Here is a 26,405-nt window from a genome sequence, read left to right as displayed (position 1 = left end):
CCGGTCAGGGAATGGGGACGGCCGCACCGGAGACGATGATCCCCCCGGATGCGGGGATGTCGACGGTGAGGAGGCCGGGTCGGCCGACGTGTGCGCCCTGGTGCACCTCGACCCGGGAGGGGACGGGCACGGCGCCGAGCTCTCGCAGGTAGCCGCCCAGCGCCGCGGCGGCAGAGCCCGTGGCGGGGTCCTCGGTGATGCGGCCGACCGGGAAGATGTTCCGCGCGGCGAACGCGCTGTCGCCGGGGCGGTGCACGACGGTGATCGTCGCCGGCCAGCCGCGGGCATCCATCAGCGTGCGCGCTGCGACCGGGTCGAACGCGAACCGGTCGAAGACCTCGAGATCGGCGATCACGAGAAGTGGATGCGGGTTCCCGGCGTCGGCGATGCGGGGCGGGAGTGCGGGATCCAGGTCATCGGCGGCGAGGCCGAGCAGGTCGAGGATCGCGTCGAGGTCGGCCTCGGGGAGGGGCGTGATCACCGGCGGCCTGCTGGTGAACGCCGCCCGCACGCCGCCGGGCCCGCGCGTCACCGTGATCGGGATATCCCCGACCGGGGTGGCGAACCGGATCGTCGTCGGCAGCGGGCCGAGCGTGTCGCCATCCTCGGCGAGCGCGATGGCCGTGGCGATCGTCGCGTGGCCGCAGAAGGGCACCTCCGCGATCGGGGAGAAGTACCGGATCGCCCGGGCTCCGGCATCCGTCATCCCGGTGAGGAACGCGGTCTCGGCGTAGTCGACCTCAGCGGCGATGCGCTGCATCGTCTCGGGGGAGAGGTCTCGCGCATCGAGGACGACCCCCGCGGGGTTCCCGCCGTCGGCGGACGACGCGAACGCGGCGTAGCGGAGGATGCGCGGGTCGCTCATTCCGCCAGCGTAGGCCGAGTGGCGGGCTCGCGGACGGCCAGGCGCGTGCCCCAGAGGAGCAGCCAGGCGATGACGACGCCGAACCACAGCCACGCCGCGATCCCGCCGATGGTCCCCGTGAGGAACAGCCCGGTCGCGATCGACACCACGAGGCTCACGCCGCCGAGCACGATGACGCCGAGCATCAGCGTCAGAGCCCTCCACGGATGCCGCCGCACGACGCCGAAGCCCGCGAGCGCCCCCGCACGCCCGGCCGCAGCCGCCGGCAGGATGAAGGTCGCCGCGATGGCGGCGAGCAACCCTGCCGGAGCGAACAGCGCCGACAGGACCGCGCCGATCAGCACGAGCACCGCGGCCCAAGCGAGGGCGAGTCCGGCGTGTGCACGGGCGTCCGGGACGACGATCCGCCGCGCCGCCCACGCGGTCGCCGCGAGCTGCAGCGCGAGCGCCAGAGCGGATGCCGCGGCGACGGCCAGAAAGGCCAGAAACGGCATCCGACCGAGGCCGGGATCTGCGGAGAAGCCCTGCGCGAGCGCACCGAGCACGACGGCGGCGCCGAGCACCACCCCGCCGAAGGACCGCGCGCTCATCCGCTCGACCCCCGATCCAGAACGTCGAGAAGCGACCCGTCGTAGAGGGTGCGGTCGCCGACCGTGACGACGACGTCGTCCTGGGCCTCGGCGGTGGACTCGACGCGGATGACCTCGCCGTCCATCGTCTCCCCCTCGCAGGTCACGGCGATCTCGTCCGGACTCGTGCAGACAGGCGCCGTGAGGATGTCGATCCCTTCCTCGAGCAGCACGTCGTTCGCGGCATACCGCACCTCGGCCAGCCGGTCGCCGCCCACGGGGGCGATCGCGGCGACCTGCGAGCATCCGGCCAGGGCGAGCGTGACGGATGCCGCACCCAGGGCGGCGACGACGCGGCGCGTCCGCACGCCCCGCGTCACGAGGCCGCCCTCCGCTCGTGCGCGAGGATGCGCGAACGCTCGGTCATGCGCTGGGCCTCGAGGGCGGCATCCGTGATCGTCTCCAGGTCGAAGGGGGCGGGGAGGAGCAGCTCGGTGTTGCGGTCGAGAGGGGAGCCGCGTCGCATGATCGGCGTCTCCGCCCAGTCGTTCGCGGCGAGCTCCCGCGCCTGCGAGGCGAGGTCGGCGGTACTGCCGGACGCCCCCGGCGTCACCGGCGAGGCGTGGTCGAGCACCGTGGTGAACAGCGACAGGGTGCCGTCACGGTTGTCGACGATCTCGATCACCTGCTGCTGGTGGGGGAAGTCGATGCACGAGGCGGTCGTGATCTCCCAGAACCCGCCGCGATCGCCGGCGCCCGCGGGTCGGGGGTGGGCGAGGATCTGATTCAGGTGCGTATGCCCGTTCAGCCATGCGACGGCGACCGGGAACTCCAGCAGCAGATCGATGACCTCCTGGCCGTGGCGGAGGATCTCGTCCTGACCGGGCCGCTGGGCGGTGTTCTCCATCGTGAGGCTGTTGTGGTGGCTGAGCACCACGACCAGCTTCTGCTCGGTCTCGGCGCGAGTCAGCTCTTCGCGCAGCCACTGGAACTGGACGTCGGGGAGCGCTCCGTCGGGGCCCGCGACGGCGTTGCACGTGTCGAGTCCGAGGGCGCGCACGTGCGGGCTGAGGTCGGCCTTCCACCACGTCTCGCCAGTACGGAGGTTGTCGCGCGTGAAGCCGTGCCCGACCGGACCGGGCTCGGGTTCGGTGACGAAGTGCTCCGCCATGAACTCGCGGGTCTCGAAGATGCGACGCTCGGGGTTCGCCGTCACCGCGCGGAACCCGGGACGACCGAAGGCGAGCCCCGCGGCATCCACGGCCTGCTGGATGGCGCTCGTGCTCGCGCCCCATCCGCCGAGGAACGAGGATGTCGTCGCGGCCAGGGTGTACGCCTTCTGACCGCCGACGGCGAGGGCGTGCAGCGACGGGCTGAGCTCGAACGTGCCGAGGAGGAGCGTGTCGTGGTTGCCGTAGACGGCGTACCAGGGTGCGGGGAGCCCCGGGGAGCGGACGGGCGCGGCGATCGCATCGGCGAGGAGTGTCGGAAGCGTCGGGAAGCCGTAGTCGCCGAACGCCCCACCGGCGGGGTCTCCGGGTCGGTACGCCCACTCGGCATCCGCCCAGGCCTGCACGCCCTGATACTCGCGCCCGGAGGATGCCGGGTCCACGGCGACGCCGTCCATGAGGTCGATGTACCAGCGCAGCTCCAGGTGGGAGTGCATGTCGGCGCTGTCGCCGGTGACGACCGCGGCCCCCATCGGCGCTCCGGTGAGAGGGCTGTACCGGGCATCGGCGAAGGCCTGCACCATCGCCGCGGTCGTGTGCGGGCTGAGCGGATCGTGCGGGTGGAACGCCGACCCCCACGCGGAGTGGTCCTGCACGATCATCGGCTCGATCCGCCCGGGGGACTGCGCGTCGATGACGTGGAGGTCCGAGAGGTGGCCGAGGTACAGGAGCGAGCGCCGACGCGCGGAGCGACCGGCATCCGGCGTCCGCCTCAGGACGTCGAGGCGCGGGATGTACGGTTCGCCGGGGCCGGCGATGAGGCGCCGGTAGCTGCCCTTCTGCACGCCGCCGTAGAGGATCGTCTGCTGCAGCGTGGAGGGGATGTCGGCGACACCGGCCGGGGCGGTCGCGAGCACGCGGGCGAGGTCGTCGACATCGACGCCGAGCGCTGCGGCGAGGACGGCGGCACGGGTGAGGAACTGACGTCGCGAGAGTGAACCCATCGGCGCCTTTCGGGCAGGCGGAGCAGGATGACACACATCATGGCAGACCCGGCACCCGCGAGGGCGAGGGTCAGCCGGCGGCGCGGCGGACGAGGTCGCGGAGGGTCTGCTCCACCTCGTCGGTGACCTCCAGCACGGCGAAGGAGGTCGGCCAGAAGACGCCGTCGTCGAGCAGGGCGTCCTCGTTGAAGCCGATCGATCCGTACCGCGTGTCGAACTTCGAGGCCGGCTGGTAGAAGACGACGACTTTGCCGTCGCGCGCGTACGACGGGAAGCCGTACCAGGTCTTCGGGTCCAGGTGCGGGGCCTCCTCGCGGACGATCTCGTGCAGCCGTTCGGCGATGCCGCGGTCGCGGCCGGTCAGCTCGGCGATGGCGTCGACGCACGCCTGCGCCTCGCGCTTCTTCTTCGCCGATCCGGTCCCGCCCGCGCGTGCCTCGCGCAGCTCCGCCGCGCGCTGCGCCATCGCGGCGCGCTCGGCGTCGCTCCAGGTCCCGTCCTCGCTCTTCGCGTCCTCGTTCGCGCCCATCGTCGTCCTCCTCGTCGTGATCGTTCGGGCCGCGTCGCTGCGCGCCCCGGTTCGCTCGTCTCCTCGTGCGTGTGCAGCATCCGCACACCCGCATCACGGGACAAGTGAACCGGGTTCGTCGGTCAGGCGACACCCCCGGAGCGTGCGAAAGTGGTCCCATGCCGCAGTTCCCGATCGGCCGGCGCATCGCCGCGCGTGGTGTCGCCGCGCGCCGCACCCCCGCGCGCCGCATCCCTGCGAACGGGGTCCGCGCGTGAGCCTCCTCCGCGAGTACGCCGCCGCGCAGGCGCAGCCGACCCTCGCCTTCGGCGCCGACACCGGACCGGGCGTCCGGTTCGACGAGGTCGTCGCGCCCGACGGCACCCTCCGTGCCGCCTGGAAGGGCATGGCCGCCGCGGCCGACCTCACCGCCCTCGACCTCGCGCGCGTGGACGCCGAGATCGCCACCCTCCTCGCCGACGACGGCGTCGGGTACGAGCACTCCGTCCGCGGATCGGTGCCCTGGCGGCTCGATCCCCTGCCCCTGGTGATGGATGCCGCCACCTGGGCGCGACTCGACGTCGGCCTCGCGCAGCGGGCCGAGCTGCTGGGCGCCCTCCTCGGTGATCTCTACGGCCCGCAGCGCACCCTCGCCGAGGGGCTGATCCCGGCCGAGACGGTCTTCGCGCACGCCGGGTACACCCGCCCCCTCGCGCGCGCCTCCGCGCTCGACGCGCACCCCCTGATCCTCACCGGCACCGATCTCGGACGCGACGCGACGGGGGAGTGGCACGTCCTCGCCGATCGGGTGCAGGCCCCTGCGGGTCTCGGCTACGCGCTGGAGAACCGCCGCGTGCTCTCCAGCGTCCTGCCCGAGCTCTACCAGGGCGCGGGGCTGCACCGGCTCGAGCCGTACTTCGGCAGCGTCCGCGCGGCGCTCCTCCAGGCGGCCCCCGCGGGCGTCACCGACCCCCGCATCGTGGTCCTGACCCCCGGAACCTACTCCGAAACCGCGTTCGACCAGGCCTTCCTCGCCAACCTCCTCGGGTTTCCGCTCGTGCAAGGGGAGGACCTCGTCGTGCGCGGCGGCGCGGTGTGGATGAAACCCGCGGGGTTCCCGAGCAACGCGCCGCACGAGAGGGTAGACGTCATCCTCCGCCGCGTCGACGCCGACTGGTGCGATCCGCTGGAGCTGCGCGCCGGCAGCCGCCTCGGGGTCGCCGGTCTCACGGAGGCGGTCCGCCGCGGCACCGTGCGCCTGGTGAACGGCCTCGGCGCCGGCGTGCTCGAGAACCCGGGGCTCATGCCCTTCCTCCCCGTCCTGTGCGATCGGCTCCTCGGCGAGCAGCTGCGCCTGCCCTCGGTGCCGACGTGGTGGTGCGGCGAGGTGGAGGGCCGGGATGCCGTCCTCACCGCCCTCGAGGAGGCCCCCGACTCCGTCATCGTCCGCACCATCGACGGGCGCGCGAGCGAGTTCGACGACCTCGATCCCGCCGACCTCCGCCGCCGTATCCTCGACACGCCCTACCGCTACGTCGGCCAGCAGCGCCTTCCGCTGTCGCACGCGCCCGGCTGGGCGCCGGATGAGAGCGGGGCGATCGAGACCGCGATCGGGGCGCTCCCCGTCACCCTCCGCGCCTTCACCGTGCGTGACGGCGGCGCCTACCGCGCGCTCGTGGGCGGCCTCGCCACGCACGTCGGCGGTGACCCCACCCAGGCGCCGGTGACGAAGGACGTCTGGGTGCTGAAGGCCGCGGAGGACGACCCCGATCAGGGCGTGGCCGCGCCGTCCTTCCTCCCCATCGGGCGTGCGACGCCGATGCTCTCGCCGCGCGCGGTCGAGGACATGTATTGGGCAGGCCGCTACTCCGAGCGCGCCGAGGACCTCGTGCGCCTCGTCCTCACCGCCCGGAGCTACGCCGAACAGCTCGACTTCGGGTCGTCGAGGGACGGGGCGGCGACGCTCTCGGCCCTCATTGCGGCGCTGCAGCGCCTCTGCGGTCACCGGCACGACGACCCGACCGCCGAGCTCCGGTCTCTCCTGACGGATGCCGATCGTCCGGGGAGCGCGGCGCACTCGCTCGGTCATCTCCGAGAGGCCCTGGAGGGTGTCCGCGACCAGCTCTCCGGCGACACATGGCGCGCGTTCGCGGTGACCGACCGTGCCGCGGCGAGCCTGCGAGCGACCCCGCGGGCACGGCAGATCGCGGAGTCGGCGGGACGCATGCTCACCGGCATCCTGTCGCTCCAAGGGGTGACCGCGAGCATGATCCGCGACGACGGATGGCACGCGATCGAAGCGGGCCGCTACCTTGAGCGCGCGGTGCAGCTGTGCGTGCTGCTGGATGCCACCGTGACCACGACCGCGGCGCGACGGGGAGTGGACCGCGCCGTCATGGGCGGCGTCCTCCTCGCCGCCGAGAGCGCGGTGACCCACCGCCGTCGCTACCGCGGCGACCTCGCCGAGGCGGGGGTGCTCGAACTCCTCATCGCGGACGAGGAGAATCCGCGCTCGCTCGCGTTCGCGTTCGCGCGCGTGCGGGAGCACATCGCGAGCCTCTCGGCGTCCACCGGATCCACGCGCCCCGAGCGGATGATCGAGGAGCTCGAGCAGACCCTCGCCACCACCGACGTCGTCGCGCTCGCGCGCGTGGAGGGCGAGCGCCGGGAGGAGCTGGACCGCTTCCTGTCGGAGACCCGCGCGCAGCTGCATCAGATCAGCGAGGCGATCGCGCTCCTGCACTTCTCCGCCGGCCCGCAGCCGCAGGCGCTGTCGGCACTGTCGACCACCGAGCTCGTGGGGGTGGGACCGTGAGATACCGGGTGATCCACCGGACGTCGTACGAGTACGACGCCGACGTCAGCGACAGCTTCGGCATCGCCCACGTCGTGCCCCGCGAGCTCCCCTGGCAGCAGGTGCACTCCCGGGGCGTGGCGATCGAGCCGGTCCCGGCCGACACCGCCGACGATCTCGACGGCTACGGCAACCTCTCGACCTACTACCACGTGACCGAACCGCACCGCCGGCTGCGGGTGGATGCCGAGAGCGAGGTGACGGTCCTCGCGCCGGCCTACGATCCCGCCGCGCTCGCGCAGCCGTGGGAGGCGGCGCGCCCGATGGTGCACCGCGACCTCTCCGACGCGTGGGCGGCGGCGGAGTTCGCGGTCGAGTCGCCGAAGGCGCAGCACGCGTCGGCCGCGCGGGAGTATGCCGCGGCATCCTTCCTCCCCGGGCGAGCGATCGGCGACGCGGTGATCGACCTGACGCACCGGATCTTCCGGGACTTCCGCTACGACGGCAAGGCGACCACGGTCACCAGCACCGTCGCCGACGTTCTCGACGCCCGCGCGGGCGTGTGCCAGGACTTCGCGCACCTCGCCCTGGCGTGCGTGCGCAGCCACGGCCTCGCCGCCCGCTACGTCAGCGGCTACCTCGCCACCCAGCCCCCGCCCGGCAAGGAGCGCGTCTTCGGCGCGGACGCGTCGCACGCGTGGCTCGCAGTGTGGCTGCCGCTGTCGGGGGAGTGGCTCGCGGTCGACCCCACGAACGACCAGGTCGTCGGCGACCGCCACGTCACGACCGCGTGGGGGCGCGATTACGGCGATGTCGCGCCGGTGAAGGGCGTCATCTTCACCGAGGCGAAGCGGTCGACGCTCCGCGTCGCCGTCGACGTCGCACCGCTGGAGGGTGCGGTCGTCTGACGCGAGGCCGGGCGGAGTTCCTCGCGAGCTCAGCCGAGGATGCCGCGGGCGGCCCGAAGGCCCGAGGTCAGCGCCCCCTGGATCGACGGGGTGGAGCGGTGATCGCCCGCGACGTGCAGCCCGGTGCCGATGCGCGAGGGCATCCGGCGACGCATCGGCGGCGGCAGGGCCGGCAGCGCCGCGGGGATGTCGTCGCGGCGGAGGAGGTCCCACCCCTCGGCCACCGGGCCCCACACGTGCCGCAGCTGGGCGCGCACCTCGCGCTCGGTGGCCGCGGGGCGGGCACCGTACAGCACCGTCGCTGCGATCAGGTGTCGGCCCGCGGGGGCGTACGAGGGTGCGGTGCGCGACATCACGACGGTGTTCACGAGCGGACCCGACCGCGTGCCGTCGACCGACAGCAGAGCGGATGCCGGAGCCTCGGCGCCGGCGAACCACCACGTCTGGAGCCCGCGCACCGCGGGCGCGGGGAGTCCCGTGAACGCCTCGACGGCTCCGGGATCGACCGCCACGACGACCTCCTGTGCGCGGACGACGTCGGCGCCGGCGACGTTCAGCTCCCATACGCCGCGGTGCCGCCGGAGGCGCCGTACCGGGTGCGAGAGCCGGATGTCGGCGCCCGCGCGCCCGGCGATCTCAGCGAGCTGCGCGGGGAGGTCGGCGATCCCCCCGGCGGGGAGTCCCGGCCGCCCGAGCGCGAAGAGACGGAGGAGGAGGCGCACGTAGTTCTGACTCGTGCGCCCGTCGTCATCGGCGATGACCCCGGCGAGGAACGGCTCGAGCACCTCCCGCCGGAGCGGTCCGCGCACCCCCGCGGCATCCCATCCGGCGAAGAGTGCGGCGTCGGGCGCGTCGGCGAAGGCGCGCGCCGTGCGTGCCGGGGCGAGCCAGCGCACAAGTGCGGCGATCTCCGAAACCGAGAGCAGTCCGCTCGAGAGGGTGGCCGCCAGATGCTGCGGATGCCGGAGCGGGTGGGCGACGGTCGCGACGCCGGCCGCGCGGCGGACGCGCGCTCCCACGGGGAAGGGTCGCAGCCGGAGGGCGTCGAGGTCGACGACGCCGCGGAGGGCCGGGTACGCGGGGTTGAGCACCTGGAACCCACGATCGAGGAGGAACCCGTCGACCTCGTCCGTGCGCTGTCGGCCGCCGACCCGGTCGGCCGCCTCGAGGACGACGACCTCCCGGCCGGCGCGGGCGAGTTCGAGGGCGCAGCGGAGTCCGGCGAGTCCCGCCCCGATGACGACCACGTCGTGCGCGCGCATGATGCGAGCATAGGAGCCCGCGCGCATTCGCCGATCGAAACCTGGGGGTCTCATCCTCGATGAGCCTATGAGCCGGGTACGTCCTAGGCGGCAGACGGATCCCATCCACGAGTGGCCCCGAGCACTGGCGCATAGCGGCCCGCCGCGGCAGGCTACGACTGTGTCCGCCACTCCCACCGACCGCGCGATACCGAATCTGCCGTCGCGGAATCTCGAGAGCACCGAGGCGTTCTACGCGCGCCTCGGCTTCATCACCGTGTTTCGTGACGACGGGTGGATGATTCTTCACCGCGGCTCGGTGCAGCTCGAGTTCTTCTTGTGGGCCGACCTCGACCCCACGCGGAGCGCAGCGCGCTGCACGGTCCGGGTGGGGGACGTGGATGAACTCGCTGCGACGATCATCGCCGCGGGGATCACGATCACGGACCGGGGATTCCCCCGCTTCCACGAGGTGAGCCACCAACCCTGGGGACTTCGCGCAGGCCACCTCGTCGACCCCGACGGCAACCTCCTCACGCTGATCGAGGAACGCTAGACCGGCGCTCCCGACGATCGACGGGTCGGACGCCCGCCAGGCGCGCGCTCGACGCCTCCTCCGACTCCGTGGCCCTTCGCCAAACGCGGCCCTCATCGTCGCCCAGCGTCGGTACGCTGACGGCACGGGCCGCCCCGACCCCATCGAACCTGAACGAGCGGAGAACGCCGTGGACCCGACCGCACCCGCCTCGCCCTCGCCCGACTCGGAGCCTGGCGCCCCCCTCACCGCGGTGGCGACCGTCGTCGTATCGGATGCCGTGACCAAGGTGGACGCCCTCCAGGTCCTGTCGGTGCTCGCCGGCGCCCGGATCGTGGGGGAGCGGACCGCCTCCCCGCGGGTGCCGCTCGCCGACGGAGCGTGGGCGGAGATCGAGATCCCGAAGTTCGGCGAGGCTCCGCCGCTCGCGATCGACGTCCACGCCGCCGACGAGGCAGTCGCCCGTGCCCAGGCGCGCGCGGTCATCGCCCTGCTCCGCGACGGCGCGGGCTGGTCGGTGCACGGGATGTTCCCCGACGCCTGACCTGTGGACTGAGCCCCGCGACGCGCCCGGGACGCACCACCGGTTTGCCTGCCGCGATGATGGTTAGGTTAGCCTTACCTTCATGAACGTCCGCCTTTCTCGCCGCCCCCGTCTGCTCCTCCCCGCCGCGTCGCTCGCCGCCCTCGCGCTGGTCGCCACCGGATGCGCCTCGCCGGCCGCCGACGCCGCCCCGGAGGCATCCGCCGACGTCGCCACGATCGTCGTGGAGGACGCCCGCCCCACCCTCCTGCAGCTCGAGGAGGGCGGCGAGACGTACTACGAGGAGGACACCGAGATTCCGCGCGAAGCCGTGGAGATCGCCGCGTCCCCCGACGCCGTCGTCACCTTCGACATCGCGACCCTCGACACCCTCGACGCCATCGGCGCCGGGGACGCCGTCGTCGGCATCCCCGACATCGCGCTGCCGGATTACCTCTCGGAGTACGCAGACCTGCCGAAGGTGGGCACGCTCTTCGAGCCGGACTTCGAAGCCGTCGCGGGCCTGGAGCCCGACCTCATCGTCACGGCGGCCCGCAGCACCGGACAGTACGACGCGCTCGCCGAGATCGCCCCCACGATCGACCTCACGGGTACCTACGGGGGCACGTTCGACCCCGCCGCAGGCCTGCGTCGCGCGGCCCAGCTCGGCGAGATCTTCGGCGCCGAGGAGGCGGTCGATGCGGCGACGGCACGCATCGAAGAGCTCGAGTCGGCGATCGAGGACCGGGTCGATGCCACCGCGCTCGTCCTGTCGGTCTCGGGCGGCGAGTACGGCGCCTTCGGCGAGGGATCGCGCTTCGGCTACTTCTTCGACACCCTCGGCTTCACCCCGGCCGTCCCTGCCCTCGAGCTCCCGGGTGCGGAGGCCTCGCCGCACGGCGACACCGTCACGAACGAGTTCCTCCTCGAGACCAACCCCGACTGGATCATCGCGTTCGACCGCGGCGCCGCCACGGGCGAGGGATCGACCGCGGCCGAGACCCTCGACAACGAGCTCGTGCAGCAGACCACCGCCGGCGCCGAGGGTCACATCATCCTCCTGCCCGCGAGCGAGCTGTACATCGTCATCAACGGCCTCACCGCCATCGAGAACGTCCTGACCACGATCGACGCCGCGCTCGCCGCGTGATCCGCGGGAGCGCCGAGTCCTGAAACGTCCCTCTCCCACCGCGCTCATCGTCGCGGGGGTGGTGATCGTCACCGCCCTCGCGACGGTGTCGCTGTTCATCGGTGTCGCCCGCCTCGACGGGTTCGTCTTCTTCGCCAGCAGACTGCCGCGCACCCTCGCGCTGATCCTCGCCGGCGCCGCGTTCGCCATCACCGGGCTGATCATGCAGCTGCTGACCCGGAACCGCTTCGTCGAACCGGGAACGACGGGCGCGACGGATGCCGCGAGCCTCGCCCTCCTGGTCGTGCTGCTGACGACCCCCGGCCTGCCGCTGTGGCTGAAGGCGGTCGCGGCGACCGCCGGTGCCCTTGCGGGCGTCTTCGGCTTCCTCGCGCTCGTGCGTCGCATCCCGTCGCGCTCGAGCGTGCTCGTCCCGATCGTCGGGATCCTCTACGGCGGGGTGATCGGGTCGGTGACGACCTTCTTCGCCTACCGCTCCGATGCCCTGCAGGAGCTGCTGAGCTGGGGGATCGGCGACTTCTCCGGCATCCTCCGAGGACGCTACGAGATGCTCTACCTCGCCGCGGCGGCGGCGCTGGTGGCCTGGATCGCCGCCGACCGGTTCACCGTCGCCGGCCTCGGCGACGACGCCGCGCGCGGACTCGGGCTCGACACCCGCGGCGTCCGGACCCTCGGTGTCGGCATCATCGCGGTCGTCACCGGCGTGATGATGGTCGTCACCGGGGCGATCCCCTTCCTCGGCCTCATCGCCCCGAACGTCGTCAGCCGTCTGATCGGCGACAACATGCGCCGTGCGGTGCCGCTCGTCGCGCTCCTCGGCGCCGCGCTGGTGCTCCTCAGCGACATCATCGGACGGGTCGTGCGCTTCCCGTTCGAGCTGCCGATCTCGGTCGTGATGGGGGTGATCGGCGGGGTGGTCTTCCTCTGGATCCTCCTGCGCACCGCCCGTCCCGCCGACGGCGCCCGACGACCGGCGGCGCGGCGGCGGAAAGCGCGGGTGGACGCATGACGGCCCTCGCTCCGCGCCTGCCCGCCCTCGCCCCTCTGCGGTCGCCACGGCTCCGCCTGACTCTCCTCGCTCTCCTCGCGCTCTCGGCCGTCGCCCTGTACCTCCTCATCGACCTTCCTGCGGCGTGGGAGTACGTCGTGGGCCTCCGCTCCCGCACGGTGATCGGCATGATCCTCGCCGCGGCGGCGGTCGGCGTCTCGACCGTGCTGTTCCAGACGATCACCGCCAATCGCATCCTCACCCCGGGGATCATGGGCTTCGACGCGGTCTACATGGCCATCCAGGTCGTGACCGCGTTCGCGATCGGTCCGGCGCTGCTCGTCGCCGCCCCGCCCCTGGCATCGTGGGGTGTCCAGCTCGTGCTCATGGCGGGCGCCGTCACGGCGCTGTACCTGTGGCTGTTCGTCCGCCTCCGGCTCGACCTGCACGTGATCGTGCTCACCGGCCTTGTCCTCGGCGTCCTCTTCCGATCGGTCACCGCATTCCTCCAGCGGCTGCTGGATCCCGACACGTTCGCCATCGTGCAGAACCTGCTCTTCGCGAGTTTCACCTCCGTCGACCGGGAGCTCCTCCTCCCCGCCGGCATCGTCATCGCCGTCGCGATCGCGTCGCTCTGGCCGATCCGCCGCGCCCTCGACGTGATGTCGCTCGGCGAGACCCGGGCGATCTCGCTCGGCGTCGACCACCGGGCGACCTCCGTGCACGTGATCCTCGTGGTCTCCGCGCTCGTGGCCGCCTCCACGGCGCTCGTCGGTCCCGTCGCGTTCCTCGGGCTCCTCGTGGCCAACCTCGCTTACAGCCTCGTCGGGCACCGCCACGTCCTCAGCATCCCCGCCGCGATCCTGATCGGGGTGCTCACCCTCGTGGGCGGGCAGCTGCTCCTGCAGCACGTCCTCGGCTTCGCCACCGAGCTCCCCGTGGTGATCGAGTTCGCCGGCGGACTCTTCTTCCTCCTCCTCGTCCTGACCGGAAGGGCCCGCTGACATGATCACGATCGACGCCGTCACCAAGAGCCACGGTGCGCTACTCGCCGTCGACGACGTCACCCTCGACATCCGTCCGGGGGTGACGGCCATCATCGGCCCGAACGGCGCGGGTAAGTCCACCCTGCTCGCCGCCGTCGGGCGGCTGGTGGGAACGGATGCCGGAGCGATCGCCGTCGACGGGCGGGACGTCGCGCGCAGCCGCACGCGCGAGATCGCCCGGCTCCTGGCGATCCTCCGCCAGGACAACCACCTGGCGATCCGGCTGAGCGTCGAGGACCTCGTCGCCTACGGACGGTTCCCCCACGGCGGGTCGGGCCGCACCCCCGAGGATCGCGCGCACGTCGAGCGCGCGATCGCCCTCCTCGACCTGGAGGCGGTGCGCACGCGATTCCTCGACGAGCTGTCCGGCGGACAGCGTCAGCGCGCGTTCGTGGCGATGGCGATCGCGCAGGACACACCGCACCTCCTCCTCGACGAGCCGCTGAACAACCTCGATCCCCGGCACGCCGTCGGGCTCCTCCGGCTCGTGCGGGAGCTCGCCGCAGAGCGGGGGCTCACCGTCGTGGTCGTGCTCCACGACATCAACGTCGCCGCGCAGTTCGCCGACGACGTCATCGCCATGCGCGACGGCCGGGTCGTCCACCACGGCCCCGTCGCCGAGGTGGTGACGGCGGAGAATCTCTCCGCGCTCTACGAGACGCCCGCACGCGTGATCGACGTCGAGGGGCGCCGCGTCGTCCTGTGGGAATGAGCCGGGCGCGCTTGGTGCGCCCTCGTGAACGGCATGTGACCGGTACCTGAAAGAGACCTGGGAGAGGCGGGCATCGCCAAACCGGTTCCGGGGGTCGCCCCGAACCTTGCCCGTGACCATCGCCGCATCCCCCCGTCTGCAGCACCTCGGCCACGCCCTCCGCGGCGCCGGTGCGCGCGTGCGCGCGCTCCTGCCCGAAGTGAGCGTCTTCGGCCTCGTCGGGCTCCTCGCCTTCGTCGTGGACGTCGGCGGCTACAACCTGCTGCGAGTGACCGTCCTCCCCGACGGCGTGATCGCGGCGAAGGTCGTCTCGGTCTCGGTCGCCACCATGGTCGCCTGGATCGGCCACCGCACCCTCACCTTCCGTGCCCGCGGCGGCCGCGCGCCGCTGAGCGAACTGGTCCTCTTCGTCTTCGCCAACGCGGGCGGTCTCGCGATCGCGGCCCTGTGCCTGTTCGTCTCCCACGAGGTGCTGGGGTTCACCTCCACGCTCGCCGACAACATCGCCGGCAACGTCGTCGGCCTCGCGCTCGGCACGGCGTTCCGCTACGCCGCGTACCGCCTCATCGTCTTCCGTCCGTCCGTGTCCGCCTCGAAGGAGTAAACCCGTGTCTTCCTTCTCGCTCGCCCTCTCCGGGCTGCTGCCCGCCGATCCTCTCCTCCCGCCCGCACCCGACGAGGCGCCCGCCCTCCCGTCTCCGAACCGCGGCACGCCGGCGGACATCGCCCCCGTCGACACCGCGGCCGCCGTCGACTGGCTCGCCGTGGCGGGGTGGTCGGCGCTGCTGGCCCTCGCCGTCGGGCTCACCGTCGTCGCCGTGACGACGCTGTGGTGGATGCTCTACGCGTGGCGCACGACCGGAACCCTCCGGGGAACCGGCTTCTCCGACGACCCTCTCCCGCCCGCGCACACCTTCACCCTTCTCGTCCCCGGGCGTCACGAGGAGGAGGTGATGGGGCAGACCCTCGACCGGCTCGCCGAGCAGACCCACCCGCACGTGCAGATCATCGCGATCGTCGGGCACGACGACCCCGGCACGGAGGCCGTCGTCCGCGCCGCCGCCGAGCGGCATCCGCACCGCATCGAGGTCGTCGTCGACGACAGCGTGCCCAAGAACAAGCCGAAGGCCCTCAACCGCGCCTTGCCGATCGCGACGGGCGACATCGTCGGGGTCTTCGACGCAGAGGACGAGGTGCACCCCGAGCTCCTCCGTCACATCGATTCGCGCTTCAGCGAGACCGGCGCCGAGGTCGTACAGGGCGGCGTGCAGCTGATGAACTTCCAGACCTCCTGGTGGTCGCTGCGCAACGTCCTGGAGTACTACTTCTGGTTCCGCTCGCGCCTGCACTTCCACGCCGAGTCCCGCTTCATCCCCCTCGGCGGCAACACCGTCTTCGTTCGTCGGGACGCGCTCCTGCGCAACGACGGATGGGATGCCGAGTGCCTCGCCGAGGACTGCGAGCTGGGGGTACGCCTCTCCAGCCAGGGTGCCAAGGTCGTCGTGGCCTACAGCCCCGAGTACGTCACCCGCGAGGAGACCCCGGGCTCGCTCGGATCGCTGTACAAGCAGCGCACGCGCTGGAACCAGGGCTTCCTCCAGGTGCTGAAGAAGGGCGAGTGGCGCAAGCTCCCCACCGCCCGCCAGCGGATGTTCGCGCGGTACCTGTTGGCGATGCCGTTCCTGCAGGCGGCCACCGGGCTCCTCATCCCGCTCTCGGTGCTCCTCATCCTCTTCGCCAAGGTCCCGACCGTCGTGGCGCTGCTCACCTTCATCCCCCTCGCCCCGACCCTCGTGACGGTGGCGGTCGAGATCGCCGGCCTGAACGAGTTCGGTCGGGCCTACGGGCAGAAGGTCCGCGTCCGCGACTACGCGCGCCTCATCCTCGGCACCATCCCGTTCCAGGTCTTCCTCGCCCTGGCGGCGATGCGCGCGGTCGTGCGGGAGCTCCGCGGCGACAACAGCTGGGAGAAGACCGCCCACACCGGAGCGCACCGTGACGACAGCGGAGACACGCCCGCTGCGGTCACCGTCGCGGCACCCGCCGAGGGCGAGCTCGTCGGAGCGGGGGTCGACCGATGACCGTCATCGCCCCCCGTCGCTTCGGCGCTCCGGCGATCGCCGACGGCGTGCGCTCGTCTGCGGATGCCGTCTCCCTGTGGCTCGTCCGGCACCGTGCCGACATTGCCTGGCTGACCCCCGTCCTCCTCATCGCCGCGGCGGTGTCGTTCATCAACATCGGCGGCGCTCCCCAACGCATCGACGACGAGGGCACGTACACCGCACAGGCGTGGGCCGTGCTGAACTTCGGCGAACTCGCCCACTACACCTACTGGTACGACCACCCGCCGCTCGGCTGGCTGCAGATCGCGGGGTACGCCCAGCTCACCGGCGCCTTCGCGCGATGGGACATCGCGGTGCTCGCCGGCCGTGAGGCCGTCATCGTCGCCTCGCTGATCGGGGCGCTGCTCCTCTGGCTCCTCGCCCGGCGGGTGGGGCTCTCCCGGGCCGCCGCGTCGGTGGCCGCCGTGATCTTCTCGCTGTCGCCGCTGGCCCTCCAGTTCCACCGCACGGTGTACCTCGACAACATCGCGGTGCCCTGGCTGCTGCTGGCATTCCTCCTCGCCAGCGAGCGTCGCGCGCAGCTCGCCGCCTTCGCCGGTGCTGCCGTCGCCTTCGGCATCGCCGTGCTGACGAAGGAGACCTTCCTCCTCGCCCTGCCGTTCCTCGCCTGGGTGATGCTGCGCACGTCGCACCGCAGCACCCGGCGCTACACCGTCTCGGTGGCCGCCAGCATCCTCGTCCTCATCGGCGGGAGCTATCTGCTGCTCGCGGCGATCAAGGGCGAGCTCTTCTCGTCGCCCGAGCGCGTGAGCCTCATGGACGGCGTGCTGTTCCAGCTCGTCAACCGCGACGCCAGCGGATCCCTCTTCGACGCCGGGTCTCTGTCGGCGCGGACGCTCGGGATGTGGTGGCAGCTGGACCCGGTGTTCATCGTCACCGCGCTGGTCGCCGCGGCCCTCGCGCTCACCCAGCGGCGCCTCCGGCCCTATGCGGTCCTCGTGCTCGCCCTCACCGCCTTCATGCTCCGCCCGGGCGGCTACCTCCCGGTTCCCTACGTGATCATGCTGATTCCGTTCGGGGCGCTGCTGATCGCCGGCGTCGTCGAGCGGGCGGTGCGCACCCTGTCGCGGAAGACCCGGGACCGGATGCCGCGGGGTCGCCGGATCGTTGCCGGGGCGGTCGTCGCCGCCTTCGCCGCCGCCGCGATCGCCGCGGGACCGCTGTGGTTCGCCCAGCTGCGCGGTTTCGTCCTGTCCGACCTCGACGAGCCGATGCGGGATGCGCAGACCTGGCTCGGCGAGAACGTGGCGAGGGAGGACCGTCTGATCATCGACGACGCCATGTGGGTCGACCTCGTGCAGGCCGGATGGGACCGCGAGAACGTCGTCTGGTACTACAAGCTCGACACCGACCCCGCCGTGGCGGCCCAGTCGCCCAACGGGTGGCGCGACGCCGACTACATCATCACCACCGACTCGATGCGGACGTTCCCCTCGAGCTTCCCGCAGGTGAAGCAGGCGATCGACAACTCCGTCGTCGTCGCGGCATTCGGTTCCGGCCCGCAGGCGGTCGAGGTGCGGCGCGTCGTCCTGGACGGGCCGGGCGCGGCGACCGCCTCCGTCGACGCCGCGGTCCAGACCAACGCCGCACTCGGTGCGCAGGTGGCCGAGAACCCCCGGGTCGCGCTCTCCGACGCCGACCGCGACCTCCTCCGCTCCGGTGCCGTCGACGCGCGCATCTCGGCGCTCCTCGGCTCGCTCGCGGGCGGGGGAGAGGTGGCCGTGGCGGGGCTCCCCGCCGTCGGCGGCGAGGGGGAGGACGCCGTGGGCACCGGCATCCGTCAGGTCGCTCTGTCGGCGGTCGCAGGTTCGGCCGCCGTCGTCGACGGGCGCCCGAGCGCGGAGGCGCAGCTGCTCCTCGACGGCCTCCAGGGGCGGTTCGCCCCGACCGAGGTCGAGGTCGCCGGCGATGCGCTCCTCCTCCGCTTCCCGTTCGCCCTCCAGGCGGTGGTGTCCTGAGCGCCCCGGCGACACGAGACCCCCGCCCCCGACCCGCACCGATGTCCCTCCACCCGAAGAAGGAGAATCCCATGACGAAGTCCCGTTCCCCCCGCCGCTCCGCGCGCACGATCGCCCTGTCCGCCGCGGCCGCCGTCGTCGCCTCGCTCGCCCTCGCCGCGCCCGCCCAGGCCGCCACTGCGGAGACGGACGGCGCCGGGTGGCTGCGGCTCGGTCACCTGTCGCCCGACACGAAGTCCGTCGACGTGCGCGTGTCCGCGCTCGCCGGCGGGTCGACGGAGTTCGAACTCGAGTCCGTCGGGTACGGCGACGTCTCCGACTACACCGAGCTTCCGGCCGGCTCGTACGCGGTGAGCATGGTGCCCGCCGGCGCCGACGAGACCACGGTTCCGGTCCTGTCGTCGACCGTGACCGTGTCGGACGGCGAGGCCGCCACGGTCGCGGCCTACGGTCCGTCCGACGATCTGCAGATCAAGGCCTTCGCGGACGACCTCTCCACTCCCGCCGCGGGCAACGCCCGGATCCGGCTGATCCAGGCGTCGACCCTGACGCCGACCGTCGACGTGGAGACCACCACCGGTGAGCCGATCGCGCGCGACGCGCGGACGGGGACGGCGACCGGCTACGCCGAGATCCCCGCGGGTGCCTGGGAGCTGGCCCTCACCGGCACCGAGGCCTCGGGCATGGCCGACGTCGAGGTCGGAGCGGGGAGCGTCACGACGCTGTTCGTCCTCGACACGGCCGACGGAGGCCTGACCCTGATGCCGGTCCTCGACTCGTCCGCGGTCGGCGACATCCCCGTCGGCGGGGTGCAGACCGGCGGCGGCGGCCTCGCCGCGCTGTTCTCGGCAGCCGCGCCGGCGTCCGCGTTCGCGCTCGGCGCCGGCTTCCCCGTGGCGAAGGCCGTCTGATGCGCCGGGCCACCCTCGCCGTCGTCGCCGTGTCGGCGGTGGCGGTCGTCGCCACGATCGCCGTGCTCGCCGTCGGCAGCGGCGGTGGCCTCCGCGAGGCCGTGACGGCCTCGCCGGAGCCTCCCTCGTCGTCCGCGCCCGTCAGCCCCGAGGAGACTTCTCCGGTATCGGGGACGGATGCCGTCGCCCACGCGGAGGCGTTCCTCGCCGACTGGGTCGATGAGGGGCGTGTCGTCCGCCGCGACGAGGGCGGCGACACCGTCAGCGAAGGCCAGGCCTACGGGCTGCTCGCCGCGGTGGTCGCGCGGGACGAGGCGACCTTCGACGAGATCTGGGACTGGACGCGCGCTGAGCTCGTCCGCCCGGACGCACTGCTCGCGTGGCGCTGGGACAACGGGGCGATCGTCGACGACGAGCCGGCCTCCGACGCCGATCTCGACGCCGCCCGGGCTCTGGTCCAGGCGGGAAGCCTCTTCGGTCGCGACGACCTCACCGCCGACGGTGTGGAGCTCGCCACGGCGCTCCTCGACGAGCTCACCGCCGGCACCGCCTTCGGCACGGTGCTGCTGCCGGGGCTGTGGGCCGCCGATCGCGACCCGGTGCCGTACAACCCCAGCTACGCCTCGCCGGCGGCCTACCCGATCCTCGCCGAGGCGACGGGGGACCCGCGGTGGCAGGAGCTCGCGGAGGGCAGTGCCGCGGTCACCACCGCGGTGCTCGAGACCGCGCCCCTTCCTGCCGACTGGGTGCAGCTGACCGCGGACGGCGCCGTCGAGCCCATGCCGGGCCCCTTCGGCGGCGGCGCGGGCGTGGAGTACGGGTATGACGCGGCGCGTTTCGCGCTCCGCTACGCCGAGTCGTGCGCGGCATCCGATCTCGCGCTGGCCGGGCAGATCCTGCCGACGTTGTCGTACGAGGAGGCCCCGGCCGCCCGCATGGACCTCGGCGGCGGCGCACTGACCGAGGAGACGTCCCCTCTCGCCCTCGCCGCCCGCGCCGCCTCGGCCGCGGCCATCGGCGATGCGTCCGCCGCGCGGACCGATCTCGCCGCCGCCGCGGCTTTCGCGGACGAATACCCCACCTACTACGGCCGTGCGTGGGCGATGCTCGCCGCGGCGATGCTCGGTGACACGCCGATCGGCGGATGCGGCGCCGAGCGGGGCGTGTCGTGAGCGCCGTGCTGACGCGAGCGCGGATCGTCTGGGCGGTCATCGCCGTGGCGATCGTCGCCGTCGTCGCCGGCACCGTCGCGATCGTGTCGGCGACCTCCGCCGGACGCGCCGACGCGGCGCCGACGGCCGTCGTCTCCGAGGAGGAGAATCCGTTCGCCGCCGGTGGCCTCCAGGATCCCGCAGCGGCGACACCGGATGCCGATCGCGGCGTCCCCGTCCGCATCACGGTCCCTTCGATCGGCGTCTCATCCTCTCTCGAGGATCTCGTCCTGGGCGCCGGCGGCGAGCTCACCGACCCCGAGGACTACGACCTCGCGGGCTGGTACACCGACGGCGTCGTCCCGGGGGAGGTGGGGCCGGCCATCATCGCCGGACACATCGACTCACCGACCGGTCCCGCCGTCTTCACGGACCTCCCCGCCGTCGCCGACGGCGCCGAGGTCGTCGTGGAGATGTCGGACGGCTCCGAGGTGCGCTTCGTCGTCAGCGGGCGGATGCAGTCCGAGAAGGCCACGTTCCCCACCGATGCGGTGTACCGGAACGTCCCGACTCCGCAGCTGCGCCTGATCACGTGCGCCGGGTCGTTCGACCCCGCCACCGGCCACTACACCGACAACCTCATCCTGTTCGCCTCGCTCGCCCCCTGACCGCGCGGCCTCACCCGAAGGAGCCCGAACCGTGCTGAACACCCTGGTCGTCATACCGACCTACAACGAGATCGACAACCTCGAGCCGATCGTGGCGCGCGTCCTCGCCGCGAACGCCCACACCGACGTCCTGATCGTCGACGACTCCTCGCCGGACGGCACCGGGGAGCTCGCCGACGCGCTCGCCGAACGGCATCCGGAGGTCCACGTCCTCCACCGGACCGTCAAGGACGGACTCGGCGGCGCGTACCTCGCGGGGTTCGCGTGGGGACTCGCCCGCGGCTACTGGGCACTGGTGGAGATGGACGCCGACGGCTCGCACCGCCCCGAGGACCTCCCGCGCATGGTCGATCAGCTCGTTGAGCACGATCTGGTGCTGGGGTCGCGCTGGGTCCCGGGCGGTCGCGTGGTGAACTGGCCCCGCCGGCGCGAGCTGCTCAGCCGGGGCGGGAACGCCTACGCGCGCACGGTCCTCGCGATCGACGTGCGCGACGCCACGGGCGGGTATCGGGTTTTCCGCGCCGATGCGCTCCGCCGCCTCGATCTCGCCGATGTGGCGTCCCAGGGCTACTGCTTCCAGGTCGATCTCGTCTGGCGTGCGCTGCAGCGGGGGCTGCGGGTCGTGGAGGTGCCGATCGTCTTCGTCGAGCGCGAGCACGGCGAGTCCAAGATGAGCGGGGCGATCGTGGGCGAGTCCCTCATCCGGGTGACGGTCTGGGGACTGCGCCGCGCGGTGCAGAACGCCGTGCGCGTCATCCGCGGCCGGGGCGCACTGCCCTCGGTGCGCGCGGTGTCGCACCGCGTGCTGCCGCGCTGAGAGCGCCGCACGGAAACGCGCATGAGGGTCGGGGCTCCGCGCCCCGACCCTCACGCGCGTTCGGCGAAGACGATGCGGTTGTCGGTGTAGGAGGCCGCGGCGGTGTCGAAGAGCCCGCCGCACGTGATGAGCCGCAGCGTGTCGGCCGCGGTGGCGCCGAAGACCTCGGCCGTGGGGAACGCGTTCTTCGCGACATCCCTGACCTCGGTCACGACGTACTCGTGCACCGAGCCATCGGCCGCGGTCACGGTCACCGCGTCACCCGGGACGAGCTCGTGCAGGCGGAGGAAGACCGCGGGGCCGGTCGGCGAATCCACGTGGCCGGCGATGACGACGGGCCCGCGCCCACCCGGGCGGCCGCCGGGGGTGTACCAGCCGACGTCGTCGAAGTCGACGGGCACCTCCATCGACCCGTCCGCCTGGAGCCCCAGGTCGATGAGCGGCTCGGCGAGATCGATCGCGGGGATCGTCACCTGCGCCGGCGGAGGCTGCTCCACGCTCGGCGACGGCGCGGGCGCCGGGGTGGCGGGCGACGCCGGGGCGGGGGAGGCGGATGCCGTCGCGGGCGGGGCGGGTGCGGCATCCGTCGTGTCCCCGGTCGTGCACGACGTCAGGATGATCGGTAGAAGCACCGCCGCCGCGAGAGCGGCGCCGCGGGCACGACCGCGCCGGGACGCTCCGCGCGTGTGCGCGGAACGCCCCGGCGATGAGGGGGATGCGGTCACGAGGTGGTCGTGCGGCGACGCCACACGACGACACCCGCCGCAGCGGCGAAGACGAGCCCGCCCACGGCGACGCCGGTGACGAGGCCCGTCGACGACGAGGCCGCGGCGGTGCCGCCGGCGCCGGTGTCGACGCCCCCGACCGGGATCGCCGTCAGCTGGCCGCGGACGACGCCCGCGGGGAAGTCGGCCGTGTGCGAGTCGGCGGAGAATCCGGCGGGGTTGGCCTCGATCTCGGCGAGCGAGAAGCCCTCGCCGGTGTCGACGCCGTCGTTCTCGATACCGGTGGTGAAGGGTCCCTGCATGCAGCCGGACGCGGTGCGGGGTCCGTCGCCGACGGGCTCGGGGTTCGGGAACGCGATGCGCGGGGGCCCGGGCTGGCCGGCGTCGGCCTGGTGGATGTGGGTCGCGGTGCGCGCGGGGCTCTCGTAGTCACCGGACACGCCCTCGAGACGGATGTCGTAGCAGATGATCTCCTCGTCGGAGTTGATGCGGAACGTGAAGGTCCCGCTCGCCCCCTCCTCGCCCGGAGCAGCCTCGCCGTCGTTGTTGACGACGTTGCCGGGGGTGGCCATCACGGTGAAGGCGCTCGTGAACGACGAGGGCTCGTCGACCTCGGTGTCGGCGTGCGCGGCGGGACCGGTGAGGAGCAGACCGGCGGCGGCCGCGACTCCGATCGTGACGGCCAGCGGCGATGTCTTCTTCAGCATGTCCTGAACCTTTCGACGGGATGCCGGATGCATCCGTTGCGGGGACATACGCCGCGGATGCGGCATCCGTTCATCGTGTGCCTACGAATTTCACAGTGAACGCTTCGCCGGGAACCGACGTATCCCCCGGGGAGCGGATCGAGAGGAGCACCGTATGCACGCCCCGCGACGACGGACGCCGCCGACCCCCGCGGTCGACGGCGCGGACGCCGACGGTCCCGGGCGCACGCGCCCCGACGCCGCGTTCGACACCGCCGCCGCGTTCGACGCGCACGCCGGGGCGCTCCTCGGGTTCGCGGTGAACGCCGTCCGCGACCGCAGCGTCGCGGAGGACTGCGTGCAGGAGGTGTTCCTGCGGGCATGGCGGGCGCGTGAGCGCTTCGACGCCGATCGGGCGAGCGAGCGCACCTGGCTCTTCGCCATCGCGCGGAACGTCATCGCCGACGCGCTGCGCCAGCGCGCCCGCATGCCGCGCATCGGGTCGGATGCCGACCTCGAAGAGGTCGCCGCGGGGGACGCCGACCCGCTCGAGCGGCTCGCGCTCGTCGAGGCGCTGGCTCGCCTGTCGGACGCGCACCGGGAGGCGGTCGTCGCCGTCCACCTCCACGGACGCACATACCGCGAACTGGCTGAGGCGACCGGAATCCCGGTCGCGACGTGGCGCACCCGCGCGTACCATGCGCTGCGAGCGCTCAGAGGACACCTGGAGCAGACGGAGGGACACGATGCGCGCGCGTGACGAACGGATCGAAGAACTGATCGCCGCCGCGGTGGCGGACGACCTCACGCCGGTCGAGAGGGCCGAGCTCGACGACCTGCGTGCGGTGCACCCCTGGATCGACGACGAGATCGCATCGCTGTCGCGGGTGGCCGCACGGGCGGCGGCCGAGGGGTCCGGCTGGCGCGACCTGCCGGTGAGCGCGGCGCTGCGCGAGCGGGTGCTCGGCTCGGCGTCGGCGGTGACCGCCGCCGGACGTTCGGTCTCCGTCGCGCCGCGTCGCTGGTTCGCGCCGGCGCTCGCCGCCGCCTGCCTCGTGGTCGGGATCGTCACCGGGTTCGGCGTCGCCTCGCTCACCGCCATCGATCCCGAGCCGTCCCTCGCTGAGCCCGCCCCGACGGGTCCGGTCGGCACCCTCGGGGCGGTCGAGCCCGTGGCGATGCGCGCCGATCCGGGCATCGACGTCGACGCCGACGTGATCGCCCACACGTGGGGCACCGAGGCGCTGCTGGAGGTCGAGGGTCTCGCCGTCGGCGAGACCTACGCCGTGGTCTTCGTCGGCGAGGACGGCAGGGAGTACTCCGCCGGTGAGATGCTCGGGTCCGAGGTGCCGATCGTGTGCCGGCTCAACGCGGCGCTCCTCCGCGAAGACGCGGTGCGCATGGAGATCCGGGATGCCGGCTCCGACGTCGTCGCCGGGGCGGAGCTGCCCTCGGCCTGAGTGCGCGGCGGCGGCTCGAGCCCCCCGCCCGAGGGAGGCATCTCCGACGCCCGGGGGAGGTGACGCCCCGGGCGAACCGGCAGGCTGGGGACATGTCCACTCCCCGGCATCCGTCCCCTCGTTCCACCCGCGTCCTCGTCGGCGCCGCGCTCGCCGCGGCCGCCCTCGCGCTCGGCGCCTGTGCACCGGCGGGAGGGGGCGGCGACCCGACCCCGACCGCGGTGACGATCCCCGACACCCCGGTCGGCGCGCAGACGCAGTGGGTGATCGATGAGATCAACGCGGGCGAGGCGAGCAGCGCCGGTGAGGTCGAGGCGCGCTTCGACGAGACCGCGCTCGCCGAGCTCTCGGCCGACGACCTCCTCGCGGTGTTCGGCGAGCTCCGCGCCCTCGGCCCCTGGACGGCGACGTCCTACGAGGGCGATGACGCGCAGGCCGTCGCGGGCATCTCGGCGGGGACGACCGCCCTCGACATGTCCGTCGCGGTCAGCGCCGCCGGGCGCATGACCGGGCTGTTCTTCGCCGAGCCCGCGCCCGAGCGCACGCCCGCGGCCGATCTCGACGACCTGAGGACCCAGGTCGAGGACGCGGGGTCGGTCTCGCTCACGGTCGCCGAGCTCGGCGCAGACGCCCCGGCGCTCGAGATCGGGCCGGGAGGGGCCCACCCCATCGGCTCGGTGTTCAAGCTCTGGGTGCTCCTGGCCGTCGTCGACGCCGTCGAGGCCGGAGCGCTGACGTGGGAGGACACCGTGACGATCGACGCCGAGGTGCGGAGCCTCCCGAGCGGCGAGCTGCAGAACCTCCCCGACGGCACCGAGGTGTCGGTGCGCGAAGCGGCGGAGAAGATGATCGCCATCAGCGACAACACCGCCACGGATGCCCTCATGCGCGCGGTCGGCACGGATGCCGTCACCGCCGCCCTGGCCGAGACCGATTACTCGCGGCTCGCCACCGACGCGCCCTTCCCGACCACGCGAGCCCTCTTCTGGCTCGGCTGGGGAGACGAGGCGCTCGCGGAACGCTGGAGCGCGGCATCCGGTCCGGTGGAACGGGCTGCCGTGTTGGACGACCTCCCGGCCGGGGTGCCGCCCGTGACGGCGGTGGATCCGACGCAGGCGGCCTGGACCGGCGGCGCCGACTGGTTCGCCACCCACGCCGACGTCATCGCCGTTCATGCGGCGCTGCAGGACCGGGCGGCGACCGACGCCGGTGCGCCGCTGCGCGGCATCCTGTCGACGAATCCGGGAATCGAGTTCGCATCCGAATGGGACGTCGCCGCGTACAAGGGTGGGAGCTCGGTCGGCGTACTGGCCGGATCGTGGGTCCTGGAGTCCCCCGGGCGACCCGCGACCGTCGTGGTGGTGACGGCGGCCTCGGAGGACCCGGGCGACCTTCCTGCCCTCCCGACGGTGTTCGGCTTCGCGCAGGACGCCGCCGCCCTGCTGGGCGACGGCGCCACCGGGTGATCCGCGGTCAGTCCTTCGCGGGGAGCTTCCGCAGACCCGCGCGCTGGTGGGCGGCCTTCTTGCCGCTCTTCTCGGACTCGACGATGTAGGCCGGTTCCTTCTCAGTGGCGATGAAATCCTGGTCGGCGAAGGTGAAGTCCGACGTGCGCTTCTCAACGATGCGGCCCTGCGTGCGGCCCTGCGGGGTGTTCCAGCTCACGCGGTCGCCCTTCTGGAGGGCCTTCGGCGCGCTCACGGCTGAACCTCGTCCACATCGTCGCCCTCGTCGACCATGGCGGGCGCGTCTTCGGGGTCGAGGTCGTCGTCCACGTGCACCGACTGGGCGGCGGTGGAGGTGTCCGGTTCGGGACCGGGGGTGCGAGGCGGGATCGAAGCGTCGGTCATGGCGGTAGTCCACCAAATCCGCGTGTCCGGCCGAAGGGGGTTGA

At 72.9% G+C, this 26,405-nt stretch carries 28 protein-coding genes; 18 read left to right on the top strand and 10 right to left on the bottom strand.

Annotated elements, in window-relative coordinates:
- Positions 1 to 4: 4 nt before the first annotated feature.
- From ABXJ56_RS02435 to ABXJ56_RS02415, 5 genes are all read right to left on the bottom strand, one after another.
- Positions 5 to 865: a PhzF family phenazine biosynthesis protein gene (locus ABXJ56_RS02435; RefSeq protein ID WP_353998146.1), complete on the bottom strand. Its 861-nt coding sequence runs from the start codon at positions 863 to 865 to the stop codon at positions 5 to 7.
- The gene (locus ABXJ56_RS02430; RefSeq protein WP_353998145.1) at positions 862 to 1,455 is read right to left on the bottom strand and encodes a hypothetical protein; all 594 of its coding nucleotides are present in this window, start codon (positions 1,453 to 1,455) and stop codon (positions 862 to 864) included. The genes ABXJ56_RS02435 and ABXJ56_RS02430 overlap by 4 nt, the downstream gene beginning before the upstream one ends.
- On the bottom strand, positions 1,452 to 1,814 hold the full coding sequence (locus ABXJ56_RS02425; RefSeq protein ID WP_353998144.1) for a hypothetical protein: 363 nt from the start codon (positions 1,812 to 1,814) through the stop codon (positions 1,452 to 1,454). The genes ABXJ56_RS02430 and ABXJ56_RS02425 overlap by 4 nt, the downstream gene beginning before the upstream one ends.
- Positions 1,811 to 3,607, bottom strand: a complete 1,797-nt coding sequence (locus ABXJ56_RS02420) for a TIGR03767 family metallophosphoesterase (protein WP_353998143.1) — start codon at positions 3,605 to 3,607, stop codon at positions 1,811 to 1,813. The genes ABXJ56_RS02425 and ABXJ56_RS02420 overlap by 4 nt, the downstream gene beginning before the upstream one ends.
- A 70-nt stretch (positions 3,608 to 3,677) precedes the next feature.
- Positions 3,678 to 4,136 (bottom strand): iron chaperone, encoded by a 459-nt coding sequence (locus tag ABXJ56_RS02415; protein WP_353998142.1) that lies wholly within the window; start codon positions 4,134 to 4,136, stop codon positions 3,678 to 3,680.
- 253 nt (positions 4,137 to 4,389) lie between these two features.
- Here ABXJ56_RS02415 and ABXJ56_RS02410 point away from each other — a divergent pair, with 253 nt between their 5' ends.
- Together ABXJ56_RS02410 and ABXJ56_RS02405 are read left to right on the top strand one after the other, a co-directional pair.
- On the top strand, positions 4,390 to 6,930 hold the full coding sequence (locus ABXJ56_RS02410) for a circularly permuted type 2 ATP-grasp protein (protein ID WP_353998141.1): 2,541 nt from the start codon (positions 4,390 to 4,392) through the stop codon (positions 6,928 to 6,930).
- Positions 6,927 to 7,817, top strand: a complete 891-nt coding sequence (locus ABXJ56_RS02405) for a transglutaminase family protein (protein ID WP_353998140.1) — start codon at positions 6,927 to 6,929, stop codon at positions 7,815 to 7,817. The genes ABXJ56_RS02410 and ABXJ56_RS02405 overlap by 4 nt, the downstream gene beginning before the upstream one ends.
- A gap of 29 nt (positions 7,818 to 7,846) precedes the next feature.
- On the opposite strand, the gene ABXJ56_RS02400 is transcribed toward ABXJ56_RS02405, so the two are convergent.
- Positions 7,847 to 9,079 carry an NAD(P)/FAD-dependent oxidoreductase gene (locus tag ABXJ56_RS02400; protein ID WP_353998139.1) on the bottom strand — a complete coding sequence of 411 codons (1,233 nt, stop codon included), beginning with the start codon at positions 9,077 to 9,079 and terminating at the stop codon, positions 7,847 to 7,849.
- Positions 9,080 to 9,239: 160 nt separating this feature from the next.
- Between ABXJ56_RS02400 and ABXJ56_RS02395 the strand changes: the two genes are divergently transcribed.
- The 13 genes from ABXJ56_RS02395 (at position 9,240) to ABXJ56_RS02335 (ending at position 21,640) form a co-directional block, all read left to right on the top strand.
- Positions 9,240 to 9,614: a bleomycin resistance protein gene (locus ABXJ56_RS02395; RefSeq protein WP_353998138.1), complete on the top strand. Its 375-nt coding sequence runs from the start codon at positions 9,240 to 9,242 to the stop codon at positions 9,612 to 9,614.
- A gap of 169 nt (positions 9,615 to 9,783) precedes the next feature.
- Positions 9,784 to 10,137: a hypothetical protein gene (locus ABXJ56_RS02390; RefSeq protein WP_353998137.1), complete on the top strand. Its 354-nt coding sequence runs from the start codon at positions 9,784 to 9,786 to the stop codon at positions 10,135 to 10,137.
- 82 nt (positions 10,138 to 10,219) lie between these two features.
- Positions 10,220 to 11,266: a siderophore ABC transporter substrate-binding protein gene (locus tag ABXJ56_RS02385; RefSeq protein WP_353998136.1), complete on the top strand. Its 1,047-nt coding sequence runs from the start codon at positions 10,220 to 10,222 to the stop codon at positions 11,264 to 11,266.
- A 58-nt stretch (positions 11,267 to 11,324) separates the two neighbouring features.
- A complete protein-coding gene (locus ABXJ56_RS02380) occupies positions 11,325 to 12,275 on the top strand; it encodes an iron chelate uptake ABC transporter family permease subunit (protein WP_353998135.1) in 951 nt (316 codons plus the stop codon).
- Entirely contained in the window at positions 12,272 to 13,258 is a 987-nt protein-coding gene (locus tag ABXJ56_RS02375; RefSeq protein ID WP_353998134.1) for an iron chelate uptake ABC transporter family permease subunit, read from the top strand. The genes ABXJ56_RS02380 and ABXJ56_RS02375 overlap by 4 nt, the downstream gene beginning before the upstream one ends.
- A gap of 1 nt (position 13,259) precedes the next feature.
- Positions 13,260 to 14,012, top strand: coding sequence for an iron ABC transporter ATP-binding protein (locus tag ABXJ56_RS02370; RefSeq protein WP_353998133.1), 753 nt, complete (start codon positions 13,260 to 13,262; stop codon positions 14,010 to 14,012).
- A gap of 112 nt (positions 14,013 to 14,124) precedes the next feature.
- Positions 14,125 to 14,616, top strand: coding sequence for a GtrA family protein (locus ABXJ56_RS02365; protein WP_353998132.1), 492 nt, complete (start codon positions 14,125 to 14,127; stop codon positions 14,614 to 14,616).
- Positions 14,617 to 14,620: 4 nt separating this feature from the next.
- Complete coding sequence (locus tag ABXJ56_RS02360; RefSeq protein ID WP_353998131.1) at positions 14,621 to 16,093, top strand: glycosyltransferase; 1,473 nt, start codon at positions 14,621 to 14,623, stop codon at positions 16,091 to 16,093.
- Positions 16,090 to 18,093: an ArnT family glycosyltransferase gene (locus tag ABXJ56_RS02355; protein ID WP_353998130.1), complete on the top strand. Its 2,004-nt coding sequence runs from the start codon at positions 16,090 to 16,092 to the stop codon at positions 18,091 to 18,093. Before ABXJ56_RS02360 ends, ABXJ56_RS02355 begins: the two co-directional genes overlap by 4 nt.
- A 71-nt stretch (positions 18,094 to 18,164) precedes the next feature.
- Positions 18,165 to 19,004 carry a DUF4397 domain-containing protein gene (locus ABXJ56_RS02350; protein WP_353998129.1) on the top strand — a complete coding sequence of 280 codons (840 nt, stop codon included), beginning with the start codon at positions 18,165 to 18,167 and terminating at the stop codon, positions 19,002 to 19,004.
- Positions 19,004 to 20,176, top strand: coding sequence for a glycosyl hydrolase family 8 (locus ABXJ56_RS02345; RefSeq protein ID WP_353998128.1), 1,173 nt, complete (start codon positions 19,004 to 19,006; stop codon positions 20,174 to 20,176). Before ABXJ56_RS02350 ends, ABXJ56_RS02345 begins: the two co-directional genes overlap by 1 nt.
- Positions 20,173 to 20,823 (top strand): sortase domain-containing protein, encoded by a 651-nt coding sequence (locus tag ABXJ56_RS02340; RefSeq protein ID WP_353998127.1) that lies wholly within the window; start codon positions 20,173 to 20,175, stop codon positions 20,821 to 20,823. The genes ABXJ56_RS02345 and ABXJ56_RS02340 overlap by 4 nt, the downstream gene beginning before the upstream one ends.
- Positions 20,824 to 20,854: 31 nt before the next feature.
- Positions 20,855 to 21,640, top strand: a complete 786-nt coding sequence (locus tag ABXJ56_RS02335) for a polyprenol monophosphomannose synthase (protein ID WP_435404945.1) — start codon at positions 20,855 to 20,857, stop codon at positions 21,638 to 21,640.
- A gap of 50 nt (positions 21,641 to 21,690) precedes the next feature.
- Here the strand turns inward: ABXJ56_RS02335 and ABXJ56_RS02330 are convergent, their stop codons facing one another.
- Together ABXJ56_RS02330 and ABXJ56_RS02325 are read right to left on the bottom strand one after the other, a co-directional pair.
- Complete coding sequence (locus ABXJ56_RS02330; protein ID WP_353998126.1) at positions 21,691 to 22,365, bottom strand: class F sortase; 675 nt, start codon at positions 22,363 to 22,365, stop codon at positions 21,691 to 21,693.
- Positions 22,362 to 23,072: a CHRD domain-containing protein gene (locus ABXJ56_RS02325; RefSeq protein ID WP_353998125.1), complete on the bottom strand. Its 711-nt coding sequence runs from the start codon at positions 23,070 to 23,072 to the stop codon at positions 22,362 to 22,364. The genes ABXJ56_RS02330 and ABXJ56_RS02325 overlap by 4 nt, the downstream gene beginning before the upstream one ends.
- A 154-nt stretch (positions 23,073 to 23,226) precedes the next feature.
- Between ABXJ56_RS02325 and ABXJ56_RS02320 the strand changes: the two genes are divergently transcribed.
- The 3 genes from ABXJ56_RS02320 (at position 23,227) to ABXJ56_RS02310 (ending at position 25,977) form a co-directional block, all read left to right on the top strand.
- Positions 23,227 to 23,811, top strand: a complete 585-nt coding sequence (locus ABXJ56_RS02320; RefSeq protein WP_353998124.1) for an RNA polymerase sigma factor — start codon at positions 23,227 to 23,229, stop codon at positions 23,809 to 23,811.
- Positions 23,798 to 24,511 carry a hypothetical protein gene (locus tag ABXJ56_RS02315; protein ID WP_353998123.1) on the top strand — a complete coding sequence of 238 codons (714 nt, stop codon included), beginning with the start codon at positions 23,798 to 23,800 and terminating at the stop codon, positions 24,509 to 24,511. The genes ABXJ56_RS02320 and ABXJ56_RS02315 overlap by 14 nt, the downstream gene beginning before the upstream one ends.
- A gap of 92 nt (positions 24,512 to 24,603) precedes the next feature.
- Positions 24,604 to 25,977, top strand: a complete 1,374-nt coding sequence (locus ABXJ56_RS02310) for a serine hydrolase (RefSeq protein ID WP_353998122.1) — start codon at positions 24,604 to 24,606, stop codon at positions 25,975 to 25,977.
- A gap of 7 nt (positions 25,978 to 25,984) precedes the next feature.
- On the opposite strand, the gene ABXJ56_RS02305 is transcribed toward ABXJ56_RS02310, so the two are convergent.
- Both ABXJ56_RS02305 and ABXJ56_RS02300 read right to left on the bottom strand, forming a co-directional pair.
- Entirely contained in the window at positions 25,985 to 26,212 is a 228-nt protein-coding gene (locus ABXJ56_RS02305) for a DUF2945 domain-containing protein (protein ID WP_053548032.1), read from the bottom strand.
- Positions 26,209 to 26,361: a hypothetical protein gene (locus ABXJ56_RS02300; protein ID WP_156305201.1), complete on the bottom strand. Its 153-nt coding sequence runs from the start codon at positions 26,359 to 26,361 to the stop codon at positions 26,209 to 26,211. Before ABXJ56_RS02300 ends, ABXJ56_RS02305 begins: the two co-directional genes overlap by 4 nt.
- Positions 26,362 to 26,405 lie beyond the last annotated feature (44 nt).

The organism is Microbacterium aurantiacum (genome assembly GCF_040532595.1).
Lineage (GTDB): Bacteria > Actinomycetota > Actinomycetes > Actinomycetales > Microbacteriaceae > Microbacterium > Microbacterium chocolatum_B.
The sequence above is the reverse complement of the archived record's forward strand: the minus strand, read 5'-3'. Positions and strand labels throughout refer to the sequence as shown.

Coding starts and splice junctions, on each gene's coding strand:
- ABXJ56_RS02435 (WP_353998146.1), bottom strand. CDS start 865: ATGAGCGACCCGCGCATCCTCCGCTACGCCGCGTTCGCGTCGTCCGCC.
- ABXJ56_RS02430 (WP_353998145.1), bottom strand. CDS start 1,455: ATGAGCGCGCGGTCCTTCGGCGGGGTGGTGCTCGGCGCCGCCGTCGTG.
- ABXJ56_RS02420 (WP_353998143.1), bottom strand. CDS start 3,607: ATGGGTTCACTCTCGCGACGTCAGTTCCTCACCCGTGCCGCCGTCCTC.
- ABXJ56_RS02415 (WP_353998142.1), bottom strand. CDS start 4,136: ATGGGCGCGAACGAGGACGCGAAGAGCGAGGACGGGACCTGGAGCGAC.
- ABXJ56_RS02400 (WP_353998139.1), bottom strand. CDS start 9,079: ATGCGCGCGCACGACGTGGTCGTCATCGGGGCGGGACTCGCCGGACTC.
- ABXJ56_RS02385 (WP_353998136.1), top strand. CDS start 10,220: ATGAACGTCCGCCTTTCTCGCCGCCCCCGTCTGCTCCTCCCCGCCGCG.
- ABXJ56_RS02375 (WP_353998134.1), top strand. CDS start 12,272: ATGACGGCCCTCGCTCCGCGCCTGCCCGCCCTCGCCCCTCTGCGGTCG.
- ABXJ56_RS02370 (WP_353998133.1), top strand. CDS start 13,260: ATGATCACGATCGACGCCGTCACCAAGAGCCACGGTGCGCTACTCGCC.
- ABXJ56_RS02355 (WP_353998130.1), top strand. CDS start 16,090: ATGACCGTCATCGCCCCCCGTCGCTTCGGCGCTCCGGCGATCGCCGAC.
- ABXJ56_RS02350 (WP_353998129.1), top strand. CDS start 18,165: ATGACGAAGTCCCGTTCCCCCCGCCGCTCCGCGCGCACGATCGCCCTG.
- ABXJ56_RS02345 (WP_353998128.1), top strand. CDS start 19,004: ATGCGCCGGGCCACCCTCGCCGTCGTCGCCGTGTCGGCGGTGGCGGTC.
- ABXJ56_RS02325 (WP_353998125.1), bottom strand. CDS start 23,072: ATGCTGAAGAAGACATCGCCGCTGGCCGTCACGATCGGAGTCGCGGCC.
- ABXJ56_RS02320 (WP_353998124.1), top strand. CDS start 23,227: ATGCACGCCCCGCGACGACGGACGCCGCCGACCCCCGCGGTCGACGGC.
- ABXJ56_RS02315 (WP_353998123.1), top strand. CDS start 23,798: ATGCGCGCGCGTGACGAACGGATCGAAGAACTGATCGCCGCCGCGGTG.
- ABXJ56_RS02310 (WP_353998122.1), top strand. CDS start 24,604: ATGTCCACTCCCCGGCATCCGTCCCCTCGTTCCACCCGCGTCCTCGTC.
- ABXJ56_RS02300 (WP_156305201.1), bottom strand. CDS start 26,361: ATGACCGACGCTTCGATCCCGCCTCGCACCCCCGGTCCCGAACCGGAC.